This window comes from Dehalococcoidia bacterium (assembly GCA_040902535.1).
In the GTDB taxonomy this organism is placed as follows: Bacteria; Chloroflexota; Dehalococcoidia; order DSTF01; family JACRBR01; genus JBBDXD01.
The window spans coordinates 232,282-256,970 of sequence record JBBDXD010000019.1; the positions used below are offsets into that span (position 1 = coordinate 232,282).

General features: G+C 66.1%; 23 protein-coding genes. 17 read left to right on the plus strand and 6 right to left on the minus strand.

Annotated elements, in window-relative coordinates; all coding sequences use genetic code 11:
- Positions 1-8: 8 nt before the first annotated feature.
- The 4 genes from WEB52_10780 (at position 9) to WEB52_10795 (ending at position 4,349) form a co-directional block, all read left to right on the plus strand.
- Positions 9-1,253 (plus strand): CdaR family protein, encoded by a 1,245-nt coding sequence (locus WEB52_10780; protein ID MEX2226921.1) that lies wholly within the window; start codon positions 9-11, stop codon positions 1,251-1,253.
- On the plus strand, positions 1,250-2,602 hold the full coding sequence (gene der / locus WEB52_10785) for a ribosome biogenesis GTPase Der (protein ID MEX2226922.1): 1,353 nt from the start codon (positions 1,250-1,252) through the stop codon (positions 2,600-2,602). Before WEB52_10780 ends, der begins: the two co-directional genes overlap by 4 nt.
- Positions 2,603-2,682: 80 nt before the next feature.
- Entirely contained in the window at positions 2,683-3,363 is a 681-nt protein-coding gene (gene plsY, locus WEB52_10790) for a glycerol-3-phosphate 1-O-acyltransferase PlsY (GenBank protein MEX2226923.1), read from the plus strand.
- Positions 3,351-4,349, plus strand: a complete 999-nt coding sequence (locus WEB52_10795; GenBank protein ID MEX2226924.1) for an NAD(P)H-dependent glycerol-3-phosphate dehydrogenase — start codon at positions 3,351-3,353, stop codon at positions 4,347-4,349. The genes plsY and WEB52_10795 overlap by 13 nt, the downstream gene beginning before the upstream one ends.
- A gap of 27 nt (positions 4,350-4,376) precedes the next feature.
- Here the strand turns inward: WEB52_10795 and WEB52_10800 are convergent, their stop codons facing one another.
- From WEB52_10800 to WEB52_10825, 6 genes are all read right to left on the minus strand, one after another.
- Entirely contained in the window at positions 4,377-5,321 is a 945-nt protein-coding gene (locus WEB52_10800) for a lysylphosphatidylglycerol synthase transmembrane domain-containing protein (protein ID MEX2226925.1), read from the minus strand.
- Positions 5,322-5,337: 16 nt separating this feature from the next.
- A complete protein-coding gene (gene rodA, locus WEB52_10805; GenBank protein ID MEX2226926.1) occupies positions 5,338-6,462 on the minus strand; it encodes a rod shape-determining protein RodA in 1,125 nt (374 codons plus the stop codon).
- On the minus strand, positions 6,459-8,375 hold the full coding sequence (gene mrdA, locus WEB52_10810; GenBank protein ID MEX2226927.1) for a penicillin-binding protein 2: 1,917 nt from the start codon (positions 8,373-8,375) through the stop codon (positions 6,459-6,461). Before mrdA ends, rodA begins: the two co-directional genes overlap by 4 nt.
- 27 nt (positions 8,376-8,402) lie before the next feature.
- Entirely contained in the window at positions 8,403-8,906 is a 504-nt protein-coding gene (locus tag WEB52_10815; protein MEX2226928.1) for a hypothetical protein, read from the minus strand.
- The gene (gene mreC / locus WEB52_10820; GenBank protein MEX2226929.1) at positions 8,903-9,727 is read right to left on the minus strand and encodes a rod shape-determining protein MreC; all 825 of its coding nucleotides are present in this window, start codon (positions 9,725-9,727) and stop codon (positions 8,903-8,905) included. Before mreC ends, WEB52_10815 begins: the two co-directional genes overlap by 4 nt.
- A 254-nt stretch (positions 9,728-9,981) precedes the next feature.
- Positions 9,982-10,479: a MogA/MoaB family molybdenum cofactor biosynthesis protein gene (locus tag WEB52_10825; protein ID MEX2226930.1), complete on the minus strand. Its 498-nt coding sequence runs from the start codon at positions 10,477-10,479 to the stop codon at positions 9,982-9,984.
- Between the two features lie 185 nt (positions 10,480-10,664).
- Between WEB52_10825 and WEB52_10830 the strand changes: the two genes are divergently transcribed.
- The 13 genes from WEB52_10830 (at position 10,665) to WEB52_10890 (ending at position 24,688) form a co-directional block, all read left to right on the plus strand.
- A complete protein-coding gene (locus WEB52_10830) occupies positions 10,665-11,102 on the plus strand; it encodes a hypothetical protein (GenBank protein MEX2226931.1) in 438 nt (145 codons plus the stop codon).
- Positions 11,099-12,037, plus strand: coding sequence for a 16S rRNA (cytosine(1402)-N(4))-methyltransferase RsmH (rsmH, locus tag WEB52_10835; protein MEX2226932.1), 939 nt, complete (start codon positions 11,099-11,101; stop codon positions 12,035-12,037). Before WEB52_10830 ends, rsmH begins: the two co-directional genes overlap by 4 nt.
- Positions 12,038-12,070: 33 nt before the next feature.
- The gene (locus WEB52_10840) at positions 12,071-12,484 is read left to right on the plus strand and encodes a hypothetical protein (GenBank protein MEX2226933.1); all 414 of its coding nucleotides are present in this window, start codon (positions 12,071-12,073) and stop codon (positions 12,482-12,484) included.
- Positions 12,485-12,556: 72 nt separating this feature from the next.
- Positions 12,557-14,269 (plus strand): penicillin-binding protein 2, encoded by a 1,713-nt coding sequence (locus WEB52_10845; protein ID MEX2226934.1) that lies wholly within the window; start codon positions 12,557-12,559, stop codon positions 14,267-14,269.
- Between the two features lie 39 nt (positions 14,270-14,308).
- Positions 14,309-15,670, plus strand: a complete 1,362-nt coding sequence (gene murF, locus WEB52_10850; protein MEX2226935.1) for a UDP-N-acetylmuramoyl-tripeptide--D-alanyl-D-alanine ligase — start codon at positions 14,309-14,311, stop codon at positions 15,668-15,670.
- Entirely contained in the window at positions 15,667-16,638 is a 972-nt protein-coding gene (gene mraY / locus WEB52_10855; protein ID MEX2226936.1) for a phospho-N-acetylmuramoyl-pentapeptide-transferase, read from the plus strand. The genes murF and mraY overlap by 4 nt, the downstream gene beginning before the upstream one ends.
- 43 nt (positions 16,639-16,681) lie before the next feature.
- Positions 16,682-18,079, plus strand: a complete 1,398-nt coding sequence (gene murD / locus WEB52_10860) for a UDP-N-acetylmuramoyl-L-alanine--D-glutamate ligase (protein ID MEX2226937.1) — start codon at positions 16,682-16,684, stop codon at positions 18,077-18,079.
- Entirely contained in the window at positions 18,079-19,326 is a 1,248-nt protein-coding gene (gene ftsW / locus WEB52_10865; protein MEX2226938.1) for a putative lipid II flippase FtsW, read from the plus strand. The genes murD and ftsW overlap by 1 nt, the downstream gene beginning before the upstream one ends.
- Before the next feature lie 2 nt (positions 19,327-19,328).
- Positions 19,329-20,420, plus strand: coding sequence for a UDP-N-acetylglucosamine--N-acetylmuramyl-(pentapeptide) pyrophosphoryl-undecaprenol N-acetylglucosamine transferase (locus WEB52_10870; GenBank protein MEX2226939.1), 1,092 nt, complete (start codon positions 19,329-19,331; stop codon positions 20,418-20,420).
- Positions 20,417-21,811: a UDP-N-acetylmuramate--L-alanine ligase gene (gene murC / locus WEB52_10875; protein MEX2226940.1), complete on the plus strand. Its 1,395-nt coding sequence runs from the start codon at positions 20,417-20,419 to the stop codon at positions 21,809-21,811. Before WEB52_10870 ends, murC begins: the two co-directional genes overlap by 4 nt.
- Positions 21,812-22,774, plus strand: a complete 963-nt coding sequence (gene murB / locus WEB52_10880) for a UDP-N-acetylmuramate dehydrogenase (GenBank protein ID MEX2226941.1) — start codon at positions 21,812-21,814, stop codon at positions 22,772-22,774.
- On the plus strand, positions 22,771-23,841 hold the full coding sequence (locus WEB52_10885) for a D-alanine--D-alanine ligase family protein (GenBank protein MEX2226942.1): 1,071 nt from the start codon (positions 22,771-22,773) through the stop codon (positions 23,839-23,841). Before murB ends, WEB52_10885 begins: the two co-directional genes overlap by 4 nt.
- Entirely contained in the window at positions 23,834-24,688 is an 855-nt protein-coding gene (locus WEB52_10890) for an FtsQ-type POTRA domain-containing protein (GenBank protein MEX2226943.1), read from the plus strand. The genes WEB52_10885 and WEB52_10890 overlap by 8 nt, the downstream gene beginning before the upstream one ends.
- The last annotated feature ends 1 nt before the right edge of the window (position 24,689 follow it).

Genomic DNA, 24,689 nt, shown 5'->3' on the forward strand with positions numbered 1-24,689 from the left:
TGCGCAGGTTGCCGGGCGCTCTGCTCTTTATCGGCCGTGGTGCGATCACGTCGGTGATCGGCAACCTGAGCCTGGCGGCGCTGGCGTTGGCGCTGGCGGTGAGCCTGTGGCTGTACGTGACCGAGCGGGAGAACCCGACGACGGAGCGTACGTTCAACAAGGCCATCCCCATCACGTACGTCAACGTGCCGAACGACCTGGCTGTCTCGCAGGCGTCCGCTTCGACCGTAAGTATCCGCATCGAGGCGCCGGAGAACGAATTTGAGGGGCTGGACGTCGATGACTTCGAAGCGACGGTTGATCTCGGCGGCCTGACGGTGGGCCGGTCAGGGGTGCCGGTGGATGTTGCGCCGCCGAATGGCCGCGTCAACGTGGTCTCGACAACGCCCGCGCAGGTCGACGTGACCCTGGAGCCGCGACGCTCCCGCGATGTGCCGGTGCGCGTGGAGATCGTCGGATCGCCGCAGACGGGGTTCGCGGCAGCCAACACAAACGTCCAACCAGACAGTGCGACGGTTACGGGGCCGGAAAGCCTGGTGGCGCTCGTCGACAGCGTGGTAGCGGAGGTGAACCTCACGGGCGCGCGCGTCGACGTGACGGAGGACCGCGTGGCTCTGGAGCCGCGCGACGCCCGCGACGGAGCGCTCAGCCGCGTAACGGTGAGCCCTTCGACGGCGAGCGTCGACGTGGACCTCGAGCAGCGGGAGTTCAGTTCGCCGTTCGTCGTGTCGCCCGTGATCGCGGGCAACCCGGCGGCCGGGTTCAACGTGGCGGACATCAGCGTGCAGCCTGCCATCGTCACGATCAGCGGATCGCTCGAAGTCCTGCAGTCCATCGATGCCGTCCGCGGTGTGTTGACCGAAGAGATATCGATCGCGGATGCCCGTGACGACGTGCGCCGCACGGTGCAGCTGCAACTGCCGCCGGGGGCGCGCTTGCAGGGCAACCCGACGATCGAGGTGGCGATCGATATCGAACCAGGCAGTGGCGAGTTCACGTTCCTGGTCGTGCCGCAGATCGCGAACGTCGGCGATGGGTTGTTCGCGACGCCGGCGGAGCCGGTAGCGGTGACGCTCGCCGGCGACGTATCGGTGTTGGGGCAGCTCACGGCACAATCGATCGTCGTCAGCGCCGATGCGCAGGGATTGGACGAGGGACTGCATGTCCTGCCGCTGCAGGTAACCCCGCCCGGAAACACCAGCGTCATACGGGTCGAGCCGGGGGAACTCGGGGTCGCGCTGACGCGCCAATGAACGCGACCCCGGACGGCGCTTCCCGCGTCGTTGCAATCGTCGGGCGGCCGAACGTCGGCAAGTCGGCGCTGTTCAACCGCCTCGTAGGCGGGCGGCCCGCGCTCGTCGAAGACCTGCCAGGCACGACGCGCGACCGCATCTACGGCGCCGTCGAATGGCGCAACCGCGAGTTCACGCTCGTCGATACGGGCGGGCTCGAGCCAGACGTGCCGGGAACGTACACACCGCTGGTGCGTGCGCAGATCGAACAGGCGCTCGAAGAGGCGGCGATCGTATTGTTCGTCGTCGATGCGCGCGACGGTTCGACCGCGGCAGACATCGAAGTCGCAGATATCCTGCGGAGGTCGAACAAACCGGTGCTGCTGCTCGCCAACAAGGCGGAGAACGAAGAGCGCACGGACGCGTCGGTCGCGTTTTATGAACTCGGCCTGGGCGATCCGATACCCGTGAGCGCGCTGCACGGTCACGGCGTTGCGGACGTGCTCGACATGATCGTCGATACGCTGCCGCCGGAAGAGGCGGAGGAGCGGCAGGACGAAGAAGGTCTGCGGCTCGCGATCGTGGGACGGCCAAACGTCGGCAAGTCGTCGTTGCTCAATGCGGTGCTCGGCGAAGAGCGGGTGATCGTCAGCGATGTCCCGGGCACGACGCGAGATGTCATCGACACACCGTTTGAGTTCGAGTCCCGGCGGCTCATCCTCATCGACACCGCCGGTTTGCGGCGCCGCGGCTCGATCGAGGCGGGCGTCGAGAAGCACTCCACGCTGCGCGCTCGCCGGGCGCTGGAGCGCGCGGAGATTGCGCTTGCGGTCTTCGACCTCTCGCAGGGGTTCACGGCACAGGATTCGCACGTCGTGGGCTACGCGCTCGACGCGGCCTTGGGCTTGATCGTCGTCGCGAACAAGTGGGACCTCGTAAGAGACGGGGAATGGGCGCGCGAGGACTGGGAGCGGCGGCTGCGCTGGAAGCTCAAGTTCGCGCCGTGGGTTTCGCTGCGTTTCGTGTCGGCGAAAGATGGCGATGGCATCGAGGCGGTGCTCAAGGAAGCCGTGCGCATCGGCAACGAGCGGCGAAAGCGCGTCGATACGGGCGAACTCAACCAGGTGATTCGCCGCTCCGTCGCGGAGCGGCCGCCGACGGTGCCTTCGAAGGGCAAGCGGCTGAAGCTGCTGTACATCACGCAGGCGGAAGTGGCACCGCCGACGTTCGTCTTCTTCGTCAATGATCCTACACTCGTGCATTTCAGCTACCGGCGTTACATGGAGAACGTGATCCGCCGCCGGTGGGGCTTTCAGGGAACCGCGATCAAGCTGGTGTTCCGGGGCCGAACAGAAGAGGTGCCCGAGTAGCGATCCCGCCGCGGCGGCGCATGGGCTAGAGTAGAACGGATCGCGCTGGAAGCACGCTGCCGAGGAGCACAAGCGCCGTGGTGTGGGCGATTCCACTCGCCGCCGTTGTCGGATATCTGATCGGGTCGATTCCGGTCGGGCTGATCGTCGGGCGCGTCACGCGCGGCATCGACGTGCGCGACTATGGCAGCGGCGTCACCGGCGCGACGAACGTCATGCGCACGTCCGGCATGAAGGCGGGTGTCGTCGTGATCGTCGCGGATATCGCGAAGGGCATCGTGCCCGTGTATCTCGGGCAAGGCCTTGCGCGGCTCGCGGATATCGGGACGACAGATGACCGCGCTTGGGTCGCGGCCGCCGCCGGCTTCGCCGCCGTGTGCGGGCACATCTGGCCGGTATTCGCGAATTTCCGCGGCGGGCGCGCCGTCGCGAGCGGCTACGGCGCGGCGCTCGCGATGAACCCGCTGGCGGCGCTGGCGATGATCCCGGTAGCCGCGCTGGTGGTCGGCGCGACGCGGATCATGTCCGTGATGTCGATCAGCATGGCGCCTGCACTCGCCGTGGTGTTCATCGCCCTGGCGACGATCGATGTCAGCCCGTGGGCGTACGCGGCGTACGCGACGGGCGCCGCGGCGCTTATCGTATACAAGCATCGCCCGAACATCGAGCGACTGCTCGCGGGCGCTGAGCCGAAGATCGGCCGAGGCGGCGACAAGCGCGCCCACCCCGTCGAAGAGGAACGAGCGCCATCGCCGTCGTAGCCTTCACCGGCGCGACGGCCTGGGGTATGACGCTCGCGTGGCTGCTGGCGCGCAACGGCCATGCCGCCCGCATCGTCACGCGCACAAGCGAAGAGGCGCGCGAGATCAACGGCAACCGCCGCGCGCCGCGCATGCCGTCGCTCGAACTGCCATTCCATCTCGTCGCGACGAGCGATACGCGCACGGCGATCCACGGCGCCGACGTGATCGTAATCGCTGTGCCGTCGCAGTCGATCCGCGAGAACGCGAGAGCGATCCGCGACGCGATCGCGCCTCGCACCCTCGTCGTACATGCGACCAAGGGGCTCGAGCGCACATCGGCAAAGCGCGTGTCGGAAATGTTGCTGGAAGAACTGCCACAGGAAGATGAGGGCGACATCTGCGCTCTCTCCGGTCCGAATCTTGCGTCCGAGATCGCGCGCGGCCTTCCGGCGGCGACGGTCATTGCGGGCCGGAATCCGGCGAACGTTGAGCGTGCGCAATCGCTGTTTCACAGCGCGGCGTTTCGAGTCTACGCGTCGAGCGACGTGGCGGGCGTCGAGCTTGCGGGCTCCCTGAAGAATGTCGTCGCGATCGTCGCGGGCATCGCCGATGGCCTCGGCGTCGGCGACAACGCGAAAGCGGGCATCATCACGCGCGCGCTGGCCGAGATCACGCGGCTCGGCGTCGCCGCGGGCGGAATGCCGGCGACCTTCGCCGGGCTCGCAGGCATAGGCGACGTGATGGCGACTTGCTATAGCCCGCTGAGCCGCAACCGCAGCTTCGGAGAAGCGATCGCTCAAGGCGCATCGGAGCCGGAGGCGCGTGCGCGTTCGGAGGGCGTCGTCGAAGGCATCGATGCGACGGCTTCGGCGTGCGTGCTCGGCGAGCGCCTGCGCATCGACCTGCCAATCACGCAGAGCCTGCGTGCGGTGTTGTTCGAGGAAGCGACGACCGCATCGATGATCGCGCGGCTGCTCGAGCGGGAGCCAACGCGGGAGGCGTAGCGGCCTGCTGCCGAGCGCTCTCGTTCCTTAGGCGGACGGGTTGGGGCCGACAGGCGCCGGTTCCGTTCGCCGGTCGCGGACCTGCAGCCGTTCCGCCGCCTCGACGAGCAGCAGTCCGAACGCGTTGGAGACGATGAGCAGCACGCCGAGTGCAAATCCGACCGACGCGCCCTGCGCAGACGTCGCGCCGGCGTGATTCAGGAGCGCTGAGTAGCTCGATTCGCGAACGCCCAGGCCGCCGAGCGTGACCGGCAACAACAGGGCGATCGCGACGACCCACGTCGCGAAGGCCCAGTACCACCACGACACCTCGATGCCGAGGGCGCGCCCGGCCAGCGCGATCGTCGAGATGTAGAGCGCCTGGATGGCGAGAGAGAACACCGACATCTGGTACACGGCGACCAGTTCGCGGCGGTGGGCGAGCAGATTGCGCAGGAAATGATCGTGCTGAATCGCCGGGAACGGCATGCGCGGCAGCACGAACGCAAGCACGAGCGCGGCGCTCGCGCCGCCGGCGAGGGCGAGGAAACCGATCGCGACGTTGCCATAGTGGAACGCCGCGCCGAGCGCGCCCAGGCAGGTCATCGCGCCGTATCCGGTCGCGCGCTCGTACAGCACGCTCATCGTCACGTCGGCGGCGCGCGCCTGCGCCTCGCGCTGCATGCGATACACGCGGTAGACGTCGCCGCCTACGGCCGTCGGCAATACGTTGCTCAACAGGTTGCCGATGCAGTACATACGCGCCACGCGCAGGAACGGCTGCTGAACATCGCGCGCGCGCAGCAGCACGAGCCACTTGATCGCCACGAGGAACTGGACGGCGAACATCAACGCGGCTGACGCGATGAGCAGCCAGGGATCGGCGTCGCGCGCGGTATCGCGCAGGTCGCCGGGAGACAGCTTGACGATCAGCCCGGCGACAATTGCGAGCGTGACGACGATGCGGACCGCGGCGAACAGGCGGCTCTGCATGAAGCCAGTCTGAGGCTCAGGCACGTCTGGGGCGGCGGCGTCTGTGTCCAAGAATGCTCAGCAGAATTCCCAATGATGCCAGTAGCGTCACGAGCGAACTTCCGCCCAGGCTCACGAACGGCAGCGGCACGCCCGTCACCGGGATCAACCGGATGTTCACGCCGATGTTAACAAACGCCTGGAAGAGCACGAATGACGCGATGCCGATAGCGATCAGGCGGCCGAACGTGTCGTCGGCGCGGGACGCTATCTGGATCATGCGGAAGAGCAGGATGACGAACAGACCGAAGAGCACCATCGCGCCGGCGAACCCCAGCTCTTCGGCACCGACGCTGAAGACGTAGTCCGTCGTCTGCGTGCGCAGGTAGTCGAGCTGCGTCTGCGTGCCGTGCGTGAACCCCTTGCCCCAGGTCCGCCCCGAACCGATGCTGATTTCCGCCTGCAAGATGTTGAATCCCGACCCGGTCGGGTCCTTCTCCGGATCCCACCAGATGAAGATGCGCTCTCGCTGGTACCCGTGCGCAAGCTGCCAGATGGCCAACGGCGCGATGGCCGCGGCGGCGGCCAGGAGTCCCGCGAGGTGCAGCGGACGGACGCCTGCCACGATCGCCATTGCGAGCCACAGCACGCCAAACACCATCGCTGATCCCAGATCCGGCTCGATGAGGACGAGGGCGCCGGGCACCGCGGCGATAGCGAGCGATGTCGCAAAGACGCGCAGTGAACGGAGATTCTCATCGTTGTCGGCGAAGAACTTCGCCAGCATGATGACGGTGCAGGTCTTTGCGATCTCGGAAGGTTGGACCTGGGTGCCGGGCAGATCGATCCAGCGGCGCGCGCCATACTCGCTGGTGCCGGCAACCAGCACAAAGACCAACAGTGCGAGCGATACCAGGTACAGCGAGAGGCTCAACGGCCCCAGCAGCCGGTATTCGAAGCGCGACACGACGAGCATGACACCCAGGCCGAAGATCGCAAACGCTGCCTGGCGCGTCACCGGATGCGACAGATCCATGCCGGGGTCGCCGTAGGTATTGAGGCTGCCACTGTAAATGAGCAGCAGGCCGTACGTGATAAGCGCGGCGGCAGTCAGCACCAGCACGAAGTCAAACTCACGCGTCGGCGTGTTGCGCCAATTCACGGCGCCACCGCCTGTTGCCCGGGCGCCTGGCGGTGGAAGTAGTAGTCGAGGATCTTCGAAGCGAGCGGCGCCGCTTTAATGGCGCCGACACCGCGCTCGAGGAAGACCGTGATCGCGATCTGCGGATCGTTGGCCGGCGCGAAGCCCGCATACCACGCGTGCGTTTCGTAGTTGCCATCGGCGAAGCGCTGGCCGAACTCGGCGGTGCCGGTCTTTCCGGCGACTTCGACGCCGCGCACCGCGCCGTCCTTCGCCGTGCCCCAGCTCACGGCCTGTCGCATGGCCTCGCGGATGATCTCGAAGTTATGCTCGTCGATCGGGATCCGCGACTCGACTTGCGGCTGGTTCGGGACGATGACGTGCCCTTCGGCGTCGACCACCTCGCGGACGACGCGCGGGTGCAGCACCAGTCCGCCGTTAGCGACTGCGGCCGTTGCGCGCACCATCTGGATCGGTGTCGCCGCCAGGAATCCCTGGCCAATGCCCATGTTGTAGGTGTCGCCGAGTGTCCATTGCTCGCCGAACGTCTCCATCTTCCAGTCCGGATCCGGCACGTTGCCGGGCGCCTCGCCGGCGATGTCGATTCCGGTCGGGCGGCCCAGCCCGAACATGCGCGTGTACGCGGAGAGCTTGTCGATGCCGAGCCCGTTGAAGTTGAAGCCGTACTCGTGGTAGCCGCCCGCCAGAAAGTAGAAGTACACGTCGGACGACATCGCGACGCCGCCGTAAAAATCCAGCGTCCCGAGGCTCGCCCAGTCGCGGAACGTGTAGATGACCGACGGGTCGTACTGGTTGGGGACGGTGATGTAGCCGTTGCTCGTAATCGTCGTCGAAGGGTTCGCGACGCCTTCCTGCAGCGCCGCCGAGCCGGTGATCTGCTTGAAGATCGAACCCGGTGCGTACTGCTCCGCCAGCGCGTGGTTCACGAGCGGTTTCTTGGGGTCGTCCAGATATCGCTCGAGCCGAACTTCGTCGATCTTGCCGGATAGGACGTTGTTGTCGTACATCGGCAGCGATACCAGTGCGAGGACTTCGCCGCTGTTGACGTCCATGATGATGGCGGCGGCCTGACCGCCATTCGCCGCCGCCTGCGTCAGTTCCGTCGCCTTCTTCTGCAGATCGAGGTCGATCGACAGGATGAGGTCATTGCCGGGTTCGGCGAGCACTTCATCGAGTACCTGGATCTCCCGGCCCGACGCATCCTTCTCGATCTGTTTGGAGCCGGGGACGCCGCGCAGGTAGTCCTCGTACGCCGCTTCAACGCCGGCCTTGCCCAGGCGGTCACTCGCGAGATACCCCTCGTCCTTCAGTATCGCGTAGTCATCCTCGTCGACCCGGCCGGTGTAGCCAAGCACGGACGAGAGGATCTCTCCCTGCGTGTAACGGCGTACCGGCTCGATGATCACCTGGAGGCCGGGTAGGTCTGGCAATTCTTCGCGCACGCGAAAGGCGCTGGCGCGATCAAGTCCGTCCTTGACGATGACCGGCGTGAACGGATCGTTCGACTTGCGCGCGGCTTGAATGCGCAGCACGGTCTCGAGCGCAGGCACGCCGAGCAGTTCTTCGATCCCCGCGGCGATCTCGAGCGTGCGGTCGTCGGGTACGTCGGCCGCGACGAGGCCGGCCGAAAAACTCGGGACGTTTTCGACGACGGGCACGCCGTTGCGGTCATAGATCAGCCCGCGCGACGGGATCACGGGCTCGACGCGCAACTGGTTGAGTTCGGCGCGCTGCTCGAACTCGGCGCCACGCATGATCTGCAGGCGCGCAAGTTGCAGGGTGAGCGCGCCAAACGCGATCAACACGAGCAACCGCAAGAGCGCGAGCTTGAATTTGACCTGTTCTTTGGGGTCGGGCTCCTCGACGTTCTCAGAACGCCATCTCCGCCGCCTTGACCCTATTGCCAGTCCCATGAATTCCTTTTCAGCGGATGAACGTCATCAATACGCGTACCTGTTGCGCGATGCGCGTGGCTTCGCCGGCCGCATGAGCACATATACCGGAGGCGCCAGGAGCAGATTGACCGCGGCGGCCGGCAGTACGACATCGCCGAAGGCGCCCCGCAGGTCGAAGACGCCGCCCGTTGCCATGACGCCGAACACGAGCACCGTCTCGTAAATCAGCGACGCCAGTCCTACGAGCAGCAGGGTTAGCACGAGTTCGCTGCTCACGATGTGCATCTCCCGCAGCAGACCCACGGGCGCGATCGCGAGCAGCAACGCCAGCAGCACGAATCCCGGTGTCTGCAGGCCGACGAACCCGAGCGTGATACCCGTGACAGCCACCATCGGCAGTACGTCGTCGAGTCCGCGGACGACGAGCCAGCACACGAGCATGACCAGCATGAGATTCGGAATGACCCCCATGACGCGAACCTGTTCGACCGACGACGCCTGGAACATGGCGAGCAGGAACGCGGCGGCAGCACCGAACACGTATCTCACGGCTGCTCCAGCTCGATGGGCTCAAAACTCATCAGCACGAGCACGCTCTCCATGCTCGTGAGACTCGCAAGGTGGTCGACGTACACCGCCTGGAACAGATCCTGCTCGGTCTTCTTCACGCGCGAGACACGTCCGATGACGATGCCTTCGGGATATCCGCCGCCGATGCCCGACGACATGACGAAGTCGCCGGTTTTGACGATCGCGCCCTGTCCGACGAACTCCATGATCAACTCGCCGCCGTAGTTGCCGGCGACGACTCCTTCGGCGCGTGACTCCTGCACCATCGAGCTTACGGCGCTCTTCGGGTCGGTGATCAGCGTGACCCACGCGTAATCGTCGAAGGTTTTCGAGATCGTGCCGACCAGACTGCGTCCCTCCGAAACCACGATCATGCCATCGCGCGCGCCGTCTGCCCGGCCGATATCGATCGCAATGATCGATCGGACGTTGGTGGTGTCGCGCGCAATCACGGCGGCATCCAGGAAACTGTCGTCCGGGAACTCCGCGCGGACGGCCTCCAACTCCGCCTGCTGTTCTGCCTGCACGGCGCCTTCGCGTGCGCGCGTGAGTTCGTTGCGGAGTTGCTCGTTTTCGGCGCGCAGTTCGCGATTCTCAGCGGACAGCGCACCCGCGTCCGTCACGTTGTTCACCCATCGAGCGACGGGGCGCGTAGTGTCACTCATGACCCCCTGCACCGGTGAGGTGACGTTGAGGGTGACATTTTCGACGGGGTCAAGGACGGTGAGGCCGCTCGCCGCCATGAGCATGAAAGCGGCAACCGCAATGAAGCCTGTCCAGGCCAGCGTACGCGCGGTCATTTGCAGCCTCTCTGCCGCAATCGATCAACGTTGTACGCGCGGCGCTCCCCCGCCAGGTCCGCGCGAATTTTGAGGTGGAGTGAAAACCTCAGCGAGTATAGCCGAGGATCCTCGGCTGTGCGATCCCTCTCCGAGATTACAGATGTGAAATCGCGGGCTGCGGAAGCAGCGCGCCGACATGCCCCCGCAGCGAGCACATCGCAGCACGCGGACATCGCGACGAGGAGCCTGCGCCAGATCACGCGATGATCTCGTTATGACCACGTGGGATGCTCCGTCGCGCCGCGGAGCAGGTCCACCGCATGCGGCAGTACACCGATGATGGCGCTGAGCGACTCGCGCACACCCTTTTCGCTGCCGGGTAAGTTGACGATAAGAGTGGACCGCCGTACGACCGCGACGGATCGGCTCAACATCGCACGCGGTGTGTGCTTCACTCCTTCAGCGCGCATCGCTTCAGCGAGTCCGGGCACGGAGCGCTCAGCGATGCTCATCGTCGCTTCCGGTGTTATGTCGCGTGCGGCAAGGCCCGTGCCTCCGGTCGTGAGGATCAGGTCGAGGCCGCCGCCGTCGCACCACTCGCGCAGCGTCGATGCGATGGTCTCGACTTCATCGGGAACAACCTGGTACCGCCCGATGTCCCCACCGGCTCCCACGATCAACTCGCGTATCGCGTCGCCGCTTGTGTCGGCGCGTTCGCCGCGGCTTCCCGCATCGCTTACGGTGAGAATGCCGACGTTCATCGCGCGCATCGTACAGCGCTGTGTCGTTCCGTGGTTGCACCGGGCTCCATTGAGGCATGCGGTGGAAGAAGATGGGAAAAGTTTATGTGTAAGCACTTGACACATCGAAGTTCAATGGTAGTCTGTGGGGGTTCGTGGGGATACTGGCTGACGGATGGATCCTTTGAGCCATCGACAGGACGTCGAGCGATCTCGTGTACTTTCTCGGAACCGCCGATTACGCGATGGACGAGAGAGGGAGAGTGCCCCTCCCTCCGCGTTATCGCGACGCGTTCCGCAGCGGGGTCGTGCTCAGCCAGGGCTCCCCGGACAAATGCCTGCGCGTCTACACCCAGGAAGCGTTCGAGACGCAGGCCGCACAGACGGTCGCGCAGCCATCGCTCCGCCGCAGCGGCCGCGACCTGCGCAAGTCGCTTTTCTCGCGCTCGTTCGAAACGGAGCTGGACAAGCAGAACCGTATCCTGATTCCAGCGCATATGCGCGAATACGCAGCGCTCTCGGGCAAAGTGCTGATCATCGGCGCAGGCGAGTGGCTGGAAATTTGGTCGCCCGACGCGTACGAAGCGGAGATGGCGCGCGTCGACGCGGAACTCGAAGTGACGCTCGAATCGGTACAGACGTGGGAACCATGATGGCAGATGTGAAACACATCCCTGTCATGCTCGGAGAAGCCCTCACGACGCTGGATGTGCAGGCGGGCGGCAGATATGTCGACTGCACGCTGGGCGGCGCCGGGCATGCGGAGGCGATTCTCGATCGTGCGCAGCCCGGTGGCACGCTCCTCGGCATCGACGCCGATCCGGCGGCGATCGCGCGTGGGAACGAGCGGCTGGCGCGCTTCGCCGGAAGCTTCGAGCTGGTACAGGGCAACTTTGGCGATGTCGGCGAGATCTGCCGGCAGCGCGAGTTCGCTCCCGTCAACGGGGTGCTGATGGACCTGGGTCTCTCATCATTCCAGCTGGAACTGGGCGAGGGGTTCAGCTTTCAGCGCGACACGACGTTGGACATGCGCTTCGGCGGCGAAGGACTGACCGCCGGCGACATCGTCAACACGTACAGCGAGGCCGAACTGGCCGACCTGATCTTCAAGTATGGAGAGGAACCGGCGAGCCGCAGGATCGCCCGCCGGATCGTCGCAGCTCGCCCGGTTCGGACGAGCATTGAACTAGCCAAAGCCGTCGAGCAGGCCGTGGGTAGGAGAGCCAATCTGAAAACCCACCCCGCCACCAGGACGTTTCAGGCTCTCCGCATCGCGGTTAATCAAGAGCTAGAGAATCTAGCCGCCGCACTTCCTCAGGCCCACGGCCTGCTCGGCTTTGGGGCACGGCTCACCGTGCTCAGCTACCACTCGCTCGAGGACCGGATCGTCAAGGAGTACATCCGGCGAGAATCGAGGGATTGCATCTGTCCGCCGGGCCTCCCGGAGTGCCGGTGCGGTCACATGGCCACGCTGCGGCCGGTCACGAAGGGCGCGCTCAAGCCGTCGCACGCGGAGATCGAAGCGAACCCGCGCGCGCGCAGTGCACGGCTGCGCGCCGCAGGGCGCCTCGCCGATCACGCGGCTTAGGGACGGGCGATGGCAGCGCTGCACCGGCCTGCAATGCCCGCTCCGCGAATCTTCGGCAAAGCGCGTTCGGGAAGACTCGTCCTGTACGTCGTTGCGGCGATCGTCGTCGCGGTGGCGCTCTTGCAGGTGAACCAGTTCAGCCGGCTGACGAGCACCGGCTACCAGATCGAATCGTTGAAGCGCGAGCGCGACGTGAAGCTCGCGGCGAATCACAAACTGGAGGCCGATGTCGCAAGCCTGTCGTCGCTGGCGCGGGTGGACCTCGTCGCTCGCATCGAGTTGGGGATGCTGCCGGCGCAGCGACGACTCTATATCGATGTAAATCAGGCCGTGCCGGAGCGCCAGACACTGCCGACACGGTTCCTTCCGGATGAACCACAAGCCGAAACGCCCGCACAAGACGGCAAACCGTTCTGGAAGCGCGCGATCGACTGGCTGATTCCGTAGTAGCAGATCGCGGACCCGCCCGGGCCGCGTGGACTGGTCGAGGGATCGAAGATGTTCGGGAAGCGCGGCCGCATGAACACGCGTCTCACGGCACTCGCCGCGGCGTTCGCCATCGCGGGCCTGGTGCTCACCGCGCGCGTCGTGCAGGTGCAGATTTTCGACGGCGCCCACTACAAAGCCGAAGCGCGCTCCGAGCATTTTGGACAGCAGGAAGTGCGGGCGCCGCGCGGCGCCATCCTCGACCGCAACGGGTATCCGCTTGCGACGACCGTCGACGCATATGACGTGTACATCAATCGCGCGGACTGGCGAGATGTCTCAGTCGCCCACGCAGCGGCATCGGTGATTGCGCCGCTGATCGGACGCACGGCGGCGGACCTGGTGACCGAGGCCCGCAAGGAGGACGAGGGAACATATCTTGCGCACCGCGGCCTCGACTTCGATGCCGGGCAGTCGTTGAAGGATGAAGAGGCGCCGGGGCTGCGCCTGGTGCTGTCAGCGAAGCGCTTCTATCCGGAGGGCGACCTGGCATCGACGCTGATTGGCTTCGTCGGGCGCGACCACACGGGTCTCACCGGCCTCGAAGCCGACCTCGATACGGAATTGGGTGGGACGCCGGGTACGATCTACTTCGAGCGGGACAGCATCGGCAACCGCATTGCGCTGGGGATCGAGCGCATCGGCAAGAAGCCGGAGGCGGGCGGCGACGTCACGCTGACAATCGACCGCTACATCCAGCGCATCGTGGAAGGCGAGTTGGACTCGCGCATCAAAGCGACAGGCGCGCTTGGCGGCACGATCATCGTGATGGAGCCTGCGACGGGCGCGCTGCTCGCCATGGCGAGCGAGCCGGGCTTCCGGCTCTCACAGCTCAATCTGAACGATCCGAACGAGGCGCTGTTTCGGAATCGCGCGGTCACGGACGTCTACGAACCCGGATCTGTCTTCAAAACGCTGACGGCGGCGATGGCGATCGACCAGGGGCTCGTCACGCCGGAGACGACGTATGACGATACGGGCGCGGCGTACATCGGCGTGTCTACGATTCGAAACTGGGATTACAGCGCGAACGGCATCACCACCGTGACGCAGGTGCTGCAGCGGAGCCTCAACACCGGCGCGGTATGGCTCGGCCAGCTCGTCGGGGCGGACCTCTTCTACAAGTACGTGCGTGACTTCGGCATGGGCGAGTCGACCGGCGTCGGCCTGGGCGGCGACCCGGAGGGGCTGGTGCGGACGAACGACGACCTTTACTGGTCGGAAGTCGACTTGGCCACGAACAGCTTCGGACAGGGGATCGCCGCATCGCCACTGCAGGTGATCACGGCGGTGTCGTCGCTGGTCAACGGCGGCGGGCTGATGCGCCCGTACGTCTTGCAAGAGATGGAGACGCCGCAGGGGCCCCGGCGCTTCGAGCCGGTCGTCGTCAGGCAGGTGGTCAAAGAGGAAACGGCTAACACGGTAGCCGATATGATGAACCAGGTGGTCGAGGGCGTGCCCGGTCACCTCGCGGCCGTGAAGGGCTACCACGTCGGTGGCAAGACCGGCACGACGACGGGTGCCACGCTCGCGGATGGCACGGTGCAGGACGGCAACATCGCGTCGTTCATCGGCTTCGCACCGGCCGAAGACCCGCAGATCATCGTGCTGGTGAAACTCGATTTCAAGGAAGACAAGCTTGGAGGCACGGTCTCCGCGCCGGTGTTCTCCGCGCTCGCACCCAGCATCCTCGCCTACCTCGGCGTGCGGCCCGAGGGGCCGCAACTGGTGACAACAGGCCGCTGATCCGGCGAGGACGGCGCCCGAGGCAGGCAGGCTCCGCCCATGATTAGTGCTAAGGAACTGGCCACCGCTCTCCGCCCGGCATTGCTGCAGGCGCCATCCGTCGGGCCGATGAAGTTTCGGCAGGCGGTGGTGGACTCTCGCAAAGCCGGCAAGAACGACATCTTCGTCGCGCTTCCTGGCGAGCACGCCGACGGTCATGACTTCGTGGCGCACGCAGCGCAGCGCGGCGCGTCAGCGGCGATCGTCGCGCGTGCCGTTGATGCTGACCTCGCGCAGTACGTCGTCGAAGATCCGCTCAAGGCACTGCAGAGCCTGGCATGGGTGCGCCGCCAGGCTCGTTCGAACGTGAAGGTCGTCGCCGTCACCGGCAGCGTCGGCAAGACAACGACCAAGGAACTGACAGCCGCCGTGCTCGCGACGCGCTATCCGCTGCTCAAGAACGAAGGCAACCTCAACAGCGAGATCGGCCTGCCGCTCGTCTTGCTCGAACTGACCCGAAGGCACCGCCGCGCCGTGCTCGAAATGGGAATGTGGGCGCCGGGCGAGATCGCGCTGCTCTGCAAGATCGCCATGCCGGATGTCGGCATCGTGACGAACGTCGGGCCGGCGCACATGGAACGCCTCGGTACGATCGAGGCGATCACGGCTGCGAAGACGGAACTCGTCGAGTCGTTAGACGAGGACGGCACCGCGATTCTCAACATCGATGATCCGCGCGTCGCCGGCATGGCTGGCCGGACGACCGCGAACGTCATGACCTACGGGCTTGCGTCGGAAGCCGACGTGCGCGCGGAGGACATCGAGAGTCACGGGCTCGCGGGCGTGCAGTTCACGCTGGTGCACGGCGATGAGCGCGCGACCGTGTACTCGCGCCTGCCGGGCGTGCAGCTCGTCCACAACGCGCTCGCCGCCGCCGCCGCGGCCATCATCGATGGCATCGACGTGACCGACGTCGCCGCGGCGCTATCCGAGGCGCAGATCCCGGTGCGCTTGGCGCAGCGACCCGGCCCGAAGGGTTCAACGATCATCGACGACACCTACAACGCGAGCCCAGCGTCGATGCGGGCAGCGCTTGACCTGCTGGGCGAACTGCCGGGGCGCAAGTTCGCCGTCCTCGGCGACATGCGCGAACTCGGCGACGCTTCGATGGACGGCCATCGGGAGGTGGGACGGCGCGCGGCTGAGGTCGCGGATGTGATTTTCGCCGTGGGGGAGTTGGGCCGCTGGATCGGCGACGCCGCCATCGAAGCGGGGCACGCGGACGTGCGGATCAGCATCGACAAGCACGGCATCGCGGGCGAGTTGCTGCGGCAGGTCGCGGCGGGCGACGTGGTGCTGCTCAAGGGATCGCGCGCGCTCGCGCTCGAGACGCTCGTCGACGAACTGCAGGCGGACGCATGACCACCGCCTTGTTTGCCGGTTGCATCGCGGCGGCCATCGCCGTCCTGGCCGGCAAGCCGTTGATCGCGTTCCTGCGCGAGAAGAAGCTCGGCAAGGCGATCAGCGCCGATGGACCAGAGTCGCACATGGTCAAGGCCGGCACGCCGACGTTCGGCGGGCTGCTGATCTTCGGCGTATCGCTGCCGGTGGCGCTGATTGCGGTGGTCCCGCAAGACGCGGACATGCTCCTGCCGATTGCGGTCGCGGGCATGCTCGCGCTCGTCGGCTTTTACGATGATCTGGGCACGCTGATCGACCGCGGGCAGCGCGAGGCTCATGACCGCACGACGATGGTCTTGAAACTGGTCGCGTTCGCGGTCATTGGCGTCGGTGCTTCCCTTCTGCTTTATGAGGGTATCGACGCGCCGCGGTTGTTGGTGCCGCACTACGGACACTACGACATCGGCCCGATCTACGTGCTGATCGCGATCGGCGTCTTCGTGTCGACGACGTCGGCGGTCGGCGTCAGCGACGGCCTCGACATGTTGTGCGGAAGCACGTCGGCGGTGGCAATCGGGGCGTTCGGCGTCATCGCGTTGATGCAGGAACAGGACGCGCTCGCGACGTTTTGCTTTGCGCTCGTCGGCGCGCTGCTCGGCTTCCTGTGGTGGAACGCGTACCCCGCGCGGATCTTCATGGGCGACAGCGGATCGTTGCCGCTCGGCGGCACGCTCGCCATCGTCGCGTTGATGACGGGTTGGTGGCTCTTGGTACCGCTGATCGGCGTCATCTTCGTCGTGGTGATCGCGTCGAACGTCATCCAGATCGGCTACTTCCGTATGACGGGCGGCAAGCGCGTCTTTCGCATGGCGCCGATCCATCACCACTTCGAGAAGCTGGGGGTCCCCGAGGTCCAGATCACCGTGGCGTTCCTCGTCATCACGATCCTGGGCGCCCTGGCGGGGATCGCGCTGGTGGCGTTGGACTGAATTGAAAGGCGGCGATGCTTGACAGCGGATTTGCTAACGTGCTATGACAGGTAAACGAGACTTCCTGGTGGGGAAACGGGTGACCGTTATTGGTCTCGGCATCGAAGGCGTGGATGTGGCCAGGTTCGCGGCCACGCATGGCGCGGCAAGCGTCACGGTCATCGACGCCAAGCTCCCGGAAGCCCTCACCGACCGGCTGGAACAGCTTCGGGAGCTTCCCATCCGCTACGAACTCGGACCCTCCGGCAACGCAGATCCCGCAGACAGCGATGTCGTCTTCGCCTCTCAGGGCGTGCCGATGAGCCACCCGACGGTCGTGGCGGTGCAGGAACGCGGCATCCGCCTCAGTTCGATGACGCGCGAGTTCATGGAGCACTGCCCGGGACCGACGATCGGCATTACGGGCAGCAGCGGCAAGACAACAACGGCCAGCCTCGTCGCCCACATGCTGGCGACCGCCGGACGCCCGTACCGGGTGGGGGGCAACATCGGCACGGGCTTGCTCGGCATTCTCGACGGTCTCAACGAACACACGTGGACCGTTATGGAAATGAGCCACACGCAACTGGCAATGACGGACCGCAGCCCGCACATCGCTTCGATATTGAATGTCACGCCGAACCACCTCGATCAGTTCAGATGGGATGATTATGTCGCGCTCAAACAGAAGATCGTCCGCTTCCAGTCGCCGGATGATCACGTCGTATTGAACCTCGACGACGCGATCGCGGCCGCGTCTGCTGAACTGACGCCCGCGCGCCTCTCCCATTTCACCGTCTCAGACGACGTGCCCGGCGACGGCGCCTTCGTACGCGACGGCGCGATCTTCGTGCGTGGCGAGAGCATCGAGGAGATGGTGCTGCCGACGAGCGAGATCCCTCTCCGCGGCCAACACAACGTGGCGAACGCGGTTGCGGCGACGGCGATCGCCCGGGCGGCGGGCATCGGCGGCGAGACGATCGCCGCCGCGATCCGCTCATTTGCGCCGATTCCGCACCGGCTCGAGACCGTCGGCGAGGTCGACGGCGTGCGTTACGTCAACGACAGCATCGCCACCACACCCGAGCGCACGCTCGCGGGCATCCGTTCGTTCAGCGAGCCGCTCGTGCTTCTGCTCGGCGGCCGCGACAAGGACTTGCCGAAGGACGAACTGGCGCGCGAAGCGATGAAGCGCTGCCACGCCATCGTGTTCTTCGGACAGGACGGCCAGCGGCTGCACGACGCGTTCGCGGCGGAGGCCGACGACCCGGAGAACAACGCCGTCATGTTCCAGGTCACGACGCTCGCCGAAGCAATGAAGGTCGCGCGCGCGCAGGCAGAACCCGGCGAGGTCGTCCTGCTCTCACCGGCCTGCACCAGTTTCGACGCGTATCGCAATTTCGAGGAGCGCGGAGATCAGTTCCGCCGCTTCGTGCAACAGATCGGTGCGGAGGCGCGGTAATGGCCGTCACGGCGCATCCCGCTCGCATGAAGGTCGGCACACCCGACTACCTGATCATGTTCACCGTCGGCGCTCTCGTCGTGCTCGGCGTGCTGGTCGTCTACAGCTCGAGCTTCGCGCTCGGGCTGCTCGAATTCGGCGATGCCAACTATTTCGTCTATCGACAGGTGTTCTTCGGCATGATCGGCGCGGTGGCGATGGTCGTGCTGATGAAGATGGACTATCGCCAACTGCGCGTCATCAGCCCCTTGTTGATGCTCGGCGCCGTGCTGATGCTCGTGGCGGTGCTGGTGCCGGGCGTCGGCGTCGACCGTAACGGAGCGCAGCGCTGGATCGCCGTGGGCGGGCCGATCCCGCCGATCCAGCCGAGCGAGTTCGCCAAACTCGCGCTGATCATTTACGTCGCCGCATGGCTGGCGGGCCGTGGCGAGCACGTGAAGGCGTTCTGGACGGGGTTCTTTCCGTTCGTGCTGCTCGTCGGCCTCGTCGCGGGATTGATCATGCTGCAGCCGGACCTCGGCACGACGATCGTGATCGTGGCGACGACGCTCACGCTGGTGTTCGTGGCCGGCGCGTCGCTGACGCACATCGCCGCGTTCACATGCATCTCCGGCGTCGTTGCGTCGTTGCTGATCCTGAGCGGCGATTACCGCACCGACCGCATCTTCGCGTTCATCAGGGCCGAAGACGACCCGACCGGACGCGGCTTCCACACACTGCAAATGCTGATCGCGCTCGGCAGCGGCGGCTGGCACGGGCTTGGTCTGGGCGCGAGCCGCCAGAAGTTCTTCTACGTGCCCGGCGCCCACACGGATGGCATCTTCGCCATCATCGGCGAGGAACTCGGATTCATCGGCTGCTTCGTCGTGATCGCGCTGTTCGCGCTGCTCATCGCGCGCGGCTTCCGCGTGATCCTCCGAGCGCGCGACGACTTCGGGTCGTTGCTCGCGGTCGGGGTCGTATCGTGGGTCGCTTACCAGGCAATCATCAACGTCGGCGGTATCACCCGGATGATGCCGCTGACCGGGATCCCGCTGCCGTTCCTGAGCTACGGCGGCTCGGCGCTCATGGCCATGCTCGCCGCCATAGGCATTCTGCTCAGCATTTCCCGGTACGGCGTCGACGCGCGCACGCTCGCCAAGAAGCCGAAGCCCGTCGACGACTCCGACAAGATCGTCCGTCCGACACGCCGCACGACGAGAGACGTGCGCAAGGGCGGCTGGCCGCAGCGGAAGGGAGCGCGGTGAGAGTGGTGCTCGCAGGAGGCGGCACTGGCGGACACGTGTACCCGAGCCTGGCGGTCGCACGTGCCCTCGAGGCGGAGATGCGCGGACGCGCCGAGGCCCTCGACATGCTGTACATCGGCGTGAAGGGCCGTGTGGATGCGCAGATCGTGCCGCGCGAAGGCATCGCGTTTCGCGCCATATCGGCGGGTCAACTGCGGGTTGCATCGCCGATCACGTTCGCGCGCAACATCGTGAAGCTCGCGCTCGGCATCGTGCAGTCGTTGTGGGCGCTGGGACGCTATCGGCCGGACGTCGTGTTCGCAACAGGCGGCTACGCTAGCGTGCCGGTCAGCGTCGCGGCGCGCGTGCTGCGCAAGCCGCTCGTCGTATATCTGCCCGATGTCACGCCCGGTTGGGCGGTGCGCCTGCTCTCCCGGCTCGCGACGCGCATGACGACGACATCGGAGCGCGCGCTCGACTACCTACCGGCGCACAAAACGACGGTCGTCGGCTACCCGGTGCGCGGTGACTTCTGGTCGCTGGACCGCAACGCCGCGCGTGACCGCGGGGGCCTGCCGCGCGACGCGAAGGTGGTGCTCGTCACCGGCGCGAGCCTCGGTGCGCACGCGATCAACAGGGCGATCGTTGCCGCCCTTCCTGATCTGCTCGCGCGCGCACACGTCATGCACCTCACAGGCGCCGACGACGAAGCGTGGGCCATCGCACAGCGCGAACAGCTCGATGCGAACCTGCGCGAGCGCTACCACGTACGCGGCTACACCGACGACATGCCCGCCGCGATGATAGCGGCGGACCTCGTCGTGAGCCGTTCGGGCGCATCGACGCTCGGCGAGCTGCCGGCGGCGGGCGCAGCGGCGATCCTGGTGCCCGGCGAGTACGAGGGCTGGTCGCAGGCGCCGAACGCGGAGTACCTGCAGGCGCAGGGCGGCGCGGTCATGCTGCGTAACGCTGAGATCGAGCGCCTCGGCGAAGTCGTCATCGAACTGCTCGAAGACGATGCACGTCGCGAGCGCATGGCCGCGGCGATGCGGACGTTGGCGCGACCGGACGCCGCACGCGACCTGGCGCGCACGCTGATCGAGGTGGCGGCATGAGCGAACGGGCGCCCAACGTCCCCGACCGAGTGCACCTTGTCGGTATTGGCGGCGCGCACATGTCGGCGATCGCGAAGATCCTGCACGCTTGGGGCCACACCGTGCGCGGCTCCGACCAGCGAGCAAGCGATGCAACGAAGAAGCTCGAAGCGTTAGGCATCACGGTCTACATCGGGCATGCAGCCGAGCACGTGGGAGACGCGGAGCTTGTCGTGTTCACGTCTGCCGCACACGAGGACAACGCCGAGATCGCCGAAGCGCGGCGGCGGGGCATCGCGACGATCAAGCGCGCGGAGATGGTGGCAATGCTGATGGAGGGGCGCTACAGCATCGCCGTCGCGGGCACGCATGGCAAAACGACGACCAGTGGCCTGATCGCGCACATGCTCGTCGAAGCGAAGCTGGATCCGACGTACCTGATCGGCGGCGACGTGCGGAGCCTCGGCACGAACGCCGCGCCCGGTGAGGGCAAGTACATCGTCGTCGAAGCGGACGAATACGACCGCGCGTTCCTCAGCTATACGCCGGACGTGGCTGTCGTGACCAATATCGATCCGGACCATCTCGATATCTATGCCGACATCGACGACCTGGTGGGTGCGTTCCGGCAGTTCATGGCGAGCGTTCCCGCGTCGGGTCATGTAATCGCATCTGCGGACAGCGAGCGGGTGCGCGAGGCGGTCGCTGCGGGCGGCATAGCTGCGAACGACAAGCAGACGTATGCGCTGGAGCAACCGGCGACGTGGACGGTGCACGAAATCTCGCACGACGAACGCGGCCAGACCTTCAGCGTGGACAATCGGGGCGCCGCGTTTGGCGAATTCCGCATTGGGCTTCCGGGGCGCCACAACGTCAGCAACGCGCTCGCTGGCATCGCCGCCGGCAACACGATCGGCATCGACACGGCGGTGATGAAGTCAGCGCTCGCGTCGTACCGCGGCGCGCAGCGGCGCTTCGAGTACGTCGGCGAGGCGGCGGGCGTGACGGTGATGGACGACTACGCGCATCACCCCACGGAGGTGCGCGCCGGCATGGTGCAGCCGGCGCGGGAGCGGTTCGGCGACCGGCGGCTTGTAGTGCTGTTCCAGCCGCACACCTATTCGCGCACGGCATACCTGCTCGACGAATGGAAGACTGCATTCCAGGGCATCGACGTGCTGTACATCGGGCCGACGTACGCGGCGCGCGAAGAACCGGAGCGCGGCATGTCCGGCGAAGGCCTGGCACGCGCGATCGTCGCGCCCCCGGCGACGTACGTCGCGACCTTCGACGAGGCGACCGAGCGCGTCGCATCGGACCTGCGGCCGGGTGATGTGTTCTTCACCGTGGGGGCGGGAGACGTGAACAGCGTCGGTCCGCGAGTGCTGGAGAAGCTGAGGGAGCGTGCGTAGATGCACGCAATGACGCGCAGGGAGGCGCGCCCGGGCGAGATGTACGAAGAACTGGCCGATCGCCTGCAGCCGATAGCGCCCGTGAGGAGGGAAGAGCCCCTCGCGCGCCACACCACGTTCGGCATCGGCGGGCCGGCCGACGTGTTCGTGAGCGTGCGCAACGCCGGCGAACTCGCACTGGCCGTCGTTGAAACGCGACGCGCCGGCGCGCCGTACTTCATCCTCGGTTCCGGCAGCAACATTCTCGTCGGCGACCTCGGCATTCGCGGCGTCGTCATCGACAACCAGGCGAAGCACGTCACGGCCCCGCATGAAGTGGACGGCGAGTGGACGGTCCGTGCGGAGTCCGGCACGTCGTTCGCCGCGCTCGCGCGGAACCTCGCACGCCAGGGATTCGGCGGCATCGAGTGGGCATGCGGCATACCGGGCACGCTCGGCGGCGCCGTGGTCTACAACGCGGGCGCATACGACGGCTCCATCGCCGATGTGCTGCGGTTCGTATCGATGCTCACGGCCGACGAGCAGACAAAAGAGGTGCAGGCGCCGGACCTGAAGCTGACGTACCGCAACAGCGTCTTCACGCGCGGCGAGTGCGAAGGGTGCGTCGTGCTTGCGACGCAGCTTGTCGTCACGCGCGGCGACGCCACCGCGCTCGTGCGCCGGATCGCCGAGATCGATGCGCAACGGTTGGCGGCGCAGCCGCGCGGGCGCAACAGCGGCAGCACCTTCAAGAATCCGGATGGACGCCACGCCTGGGAGTTGGTCGACGCCGTCGGGCTGCGCGGGCACCGTATCGGCGACGCGATGTTTTCGAACAAGCACGCCAACTTCATCGAAAACCTGGGTGCGGCCAGCGCGGCCGACGTGACGGCGCTGATCCGCGAGGCGCAGCGACGGGTGAACGAGCATCATGGCATTGGGCTGGTCACCGAGGTCGAGTTCGTGGGCGAGGGTTTCGCATGACGAAGATGCAGCTCGGCGTCATCTTCGGGGGACGCTCGGTGGAGCACGAAGTCTCGGTCGTCTCGGCGATCGAGATGATCAAGGCCGCCGACTCTGACCGCTTCGACGTCGTGCCGTTCGGCGTCACGCGCGACGGCCGCTGGCTGACGCCGGAAGAGACGCACCTTCAGCTTGGCCGCGACGACCCGCCATTCCAGAAGCGGCTCGAGGGGGAGGTGCCGCGTCTGCTCGAACGCCACGAGATCTTTGACCAACTCAGCTCCGTCGACGTGCTCTTTCCGCTCGTGCACGGCATCAACGGTGAAGACGGCACGCTCCAGGGCATGCTCGAGATGTTCGCGCTCCCGTACGCCGGTTGCGGCGTCGCGGCGAGCGCCATCGGCATGGACAAGGGGTTGCAAAAGCACCTGCTCGTCGAAGCCGGTATCGACGTCGCGCCCTATATCGAGCTGCGCGAGTCGCACTGGACAGGCGACGCGAGGAGCGCCGCGTTGCAGATTGAGCAGGCCGTCGGCTACCCGGCGTTCATCAAGCCCTCGAACGGCGGCAGCAGCGTCGGCGTGAGCAAGGCGCATTCGCGCGAAGATCTGGAAGGCGCCATGAAGGCGGCCTTCGCGATCGATGGCAAGGTCCTTGTCGAGACAGCGATCCGCGGGCGCGAGATTGAATGCGGCGTCATCGGCGGCCAGCCGGCATCGGCATCGCCGGTCGGCGAGGTGATGCCGGCCGGTGAGTTCTATGACTACGCCGCGAAGTACCTCGAGGACAGCGCACGGCTGGTGGCGCCTGCGGAACTGGATGACGAGACGGTCGAGTCTGTCCAGGAAACGGCCGTCGAAGTGTTCGACGTGATTCAGGGCGGTGCCGGATTCGCGCGCGTTGACTTCTTTTTGGAGCGAGACGGACACCTGGTGTTCAACGAAATAAACACGATCCCGGGCTTCACGCCGATCAGCATGTTTCCGCGACTGTGGCAGCTCACCGGCCTCACATACCGCGAGTTGATCAGCAAACTCGTCGACCTGGCGCTCGGGCGGTTTCGAGAGAGGGAGGCGCGCAATGCCTAACCCTCGCACTCCCAGGCGGTGGCCGTACAAGGCGGCGAAGCCCGGCCGCCCGAACCGCGTCGTGAAGACGAAAGAGCCGGAGCGCGGTGTGCATCGTCGCGAGAAGCCGGAGCCTGTGTGGCGGATCACGCCGCTGCAGGCACGCATCGCCTTCTTCGGCGCCACGCTCACGCTGGTCGCGTCCGCGGCATGGTGGGCGTACCGGTCGCCGTACCTGACAGTCAGCAACGTGCAGGTCGCCGGCGCGGCGGAAGTGCCCGCCGACGACATTCTCGACGCTGCGGAGATAAGGGGCGACAGCATCTTCACGCTCGACCTGGCCGCCGCCGAGGAGCGCATCGAAGAGATCCCGAAGGTCTACGAGGCGACGATCGAAAAGCACGGGTGGACGAGCGTCACGATCACCGTCGAAGAACGGACGCCATGGGGCAGCTGGCAGATCAATGGTGTGAACGTGCCGATCGACATCGACGGCTACGTGCTAGACGGTCCGGCGGCCGCCGAAGGCTCGCCCGTGATCCTCGAAGTGGATGCTCGGCGCGTGCTCAACAAGGGCGATCGCATCGATCGCGGCGCGATCCAGCTCGCGGCGCGGATCGTGGACGAGGCCGAGACGGCGTTCGGGCGCCGGGTGCTCGTACTCGCGTATCGCCAGGAGTCGGGGCTGACGGTGGCGCTTTCATCGACGGACATCAACGGAAAGCCAGTCTGGGTGACGTTCGGCGATTCACGTGATTACGACTACAAGATCGCCTCGCTCTACGTGCTGCTGGAGCAGGCGAAGGAGAGGGACCTGGCGCTCAACGCGGTCGACCTTCGATTCGGCGATCGCCTGAGCTTCAACTAGG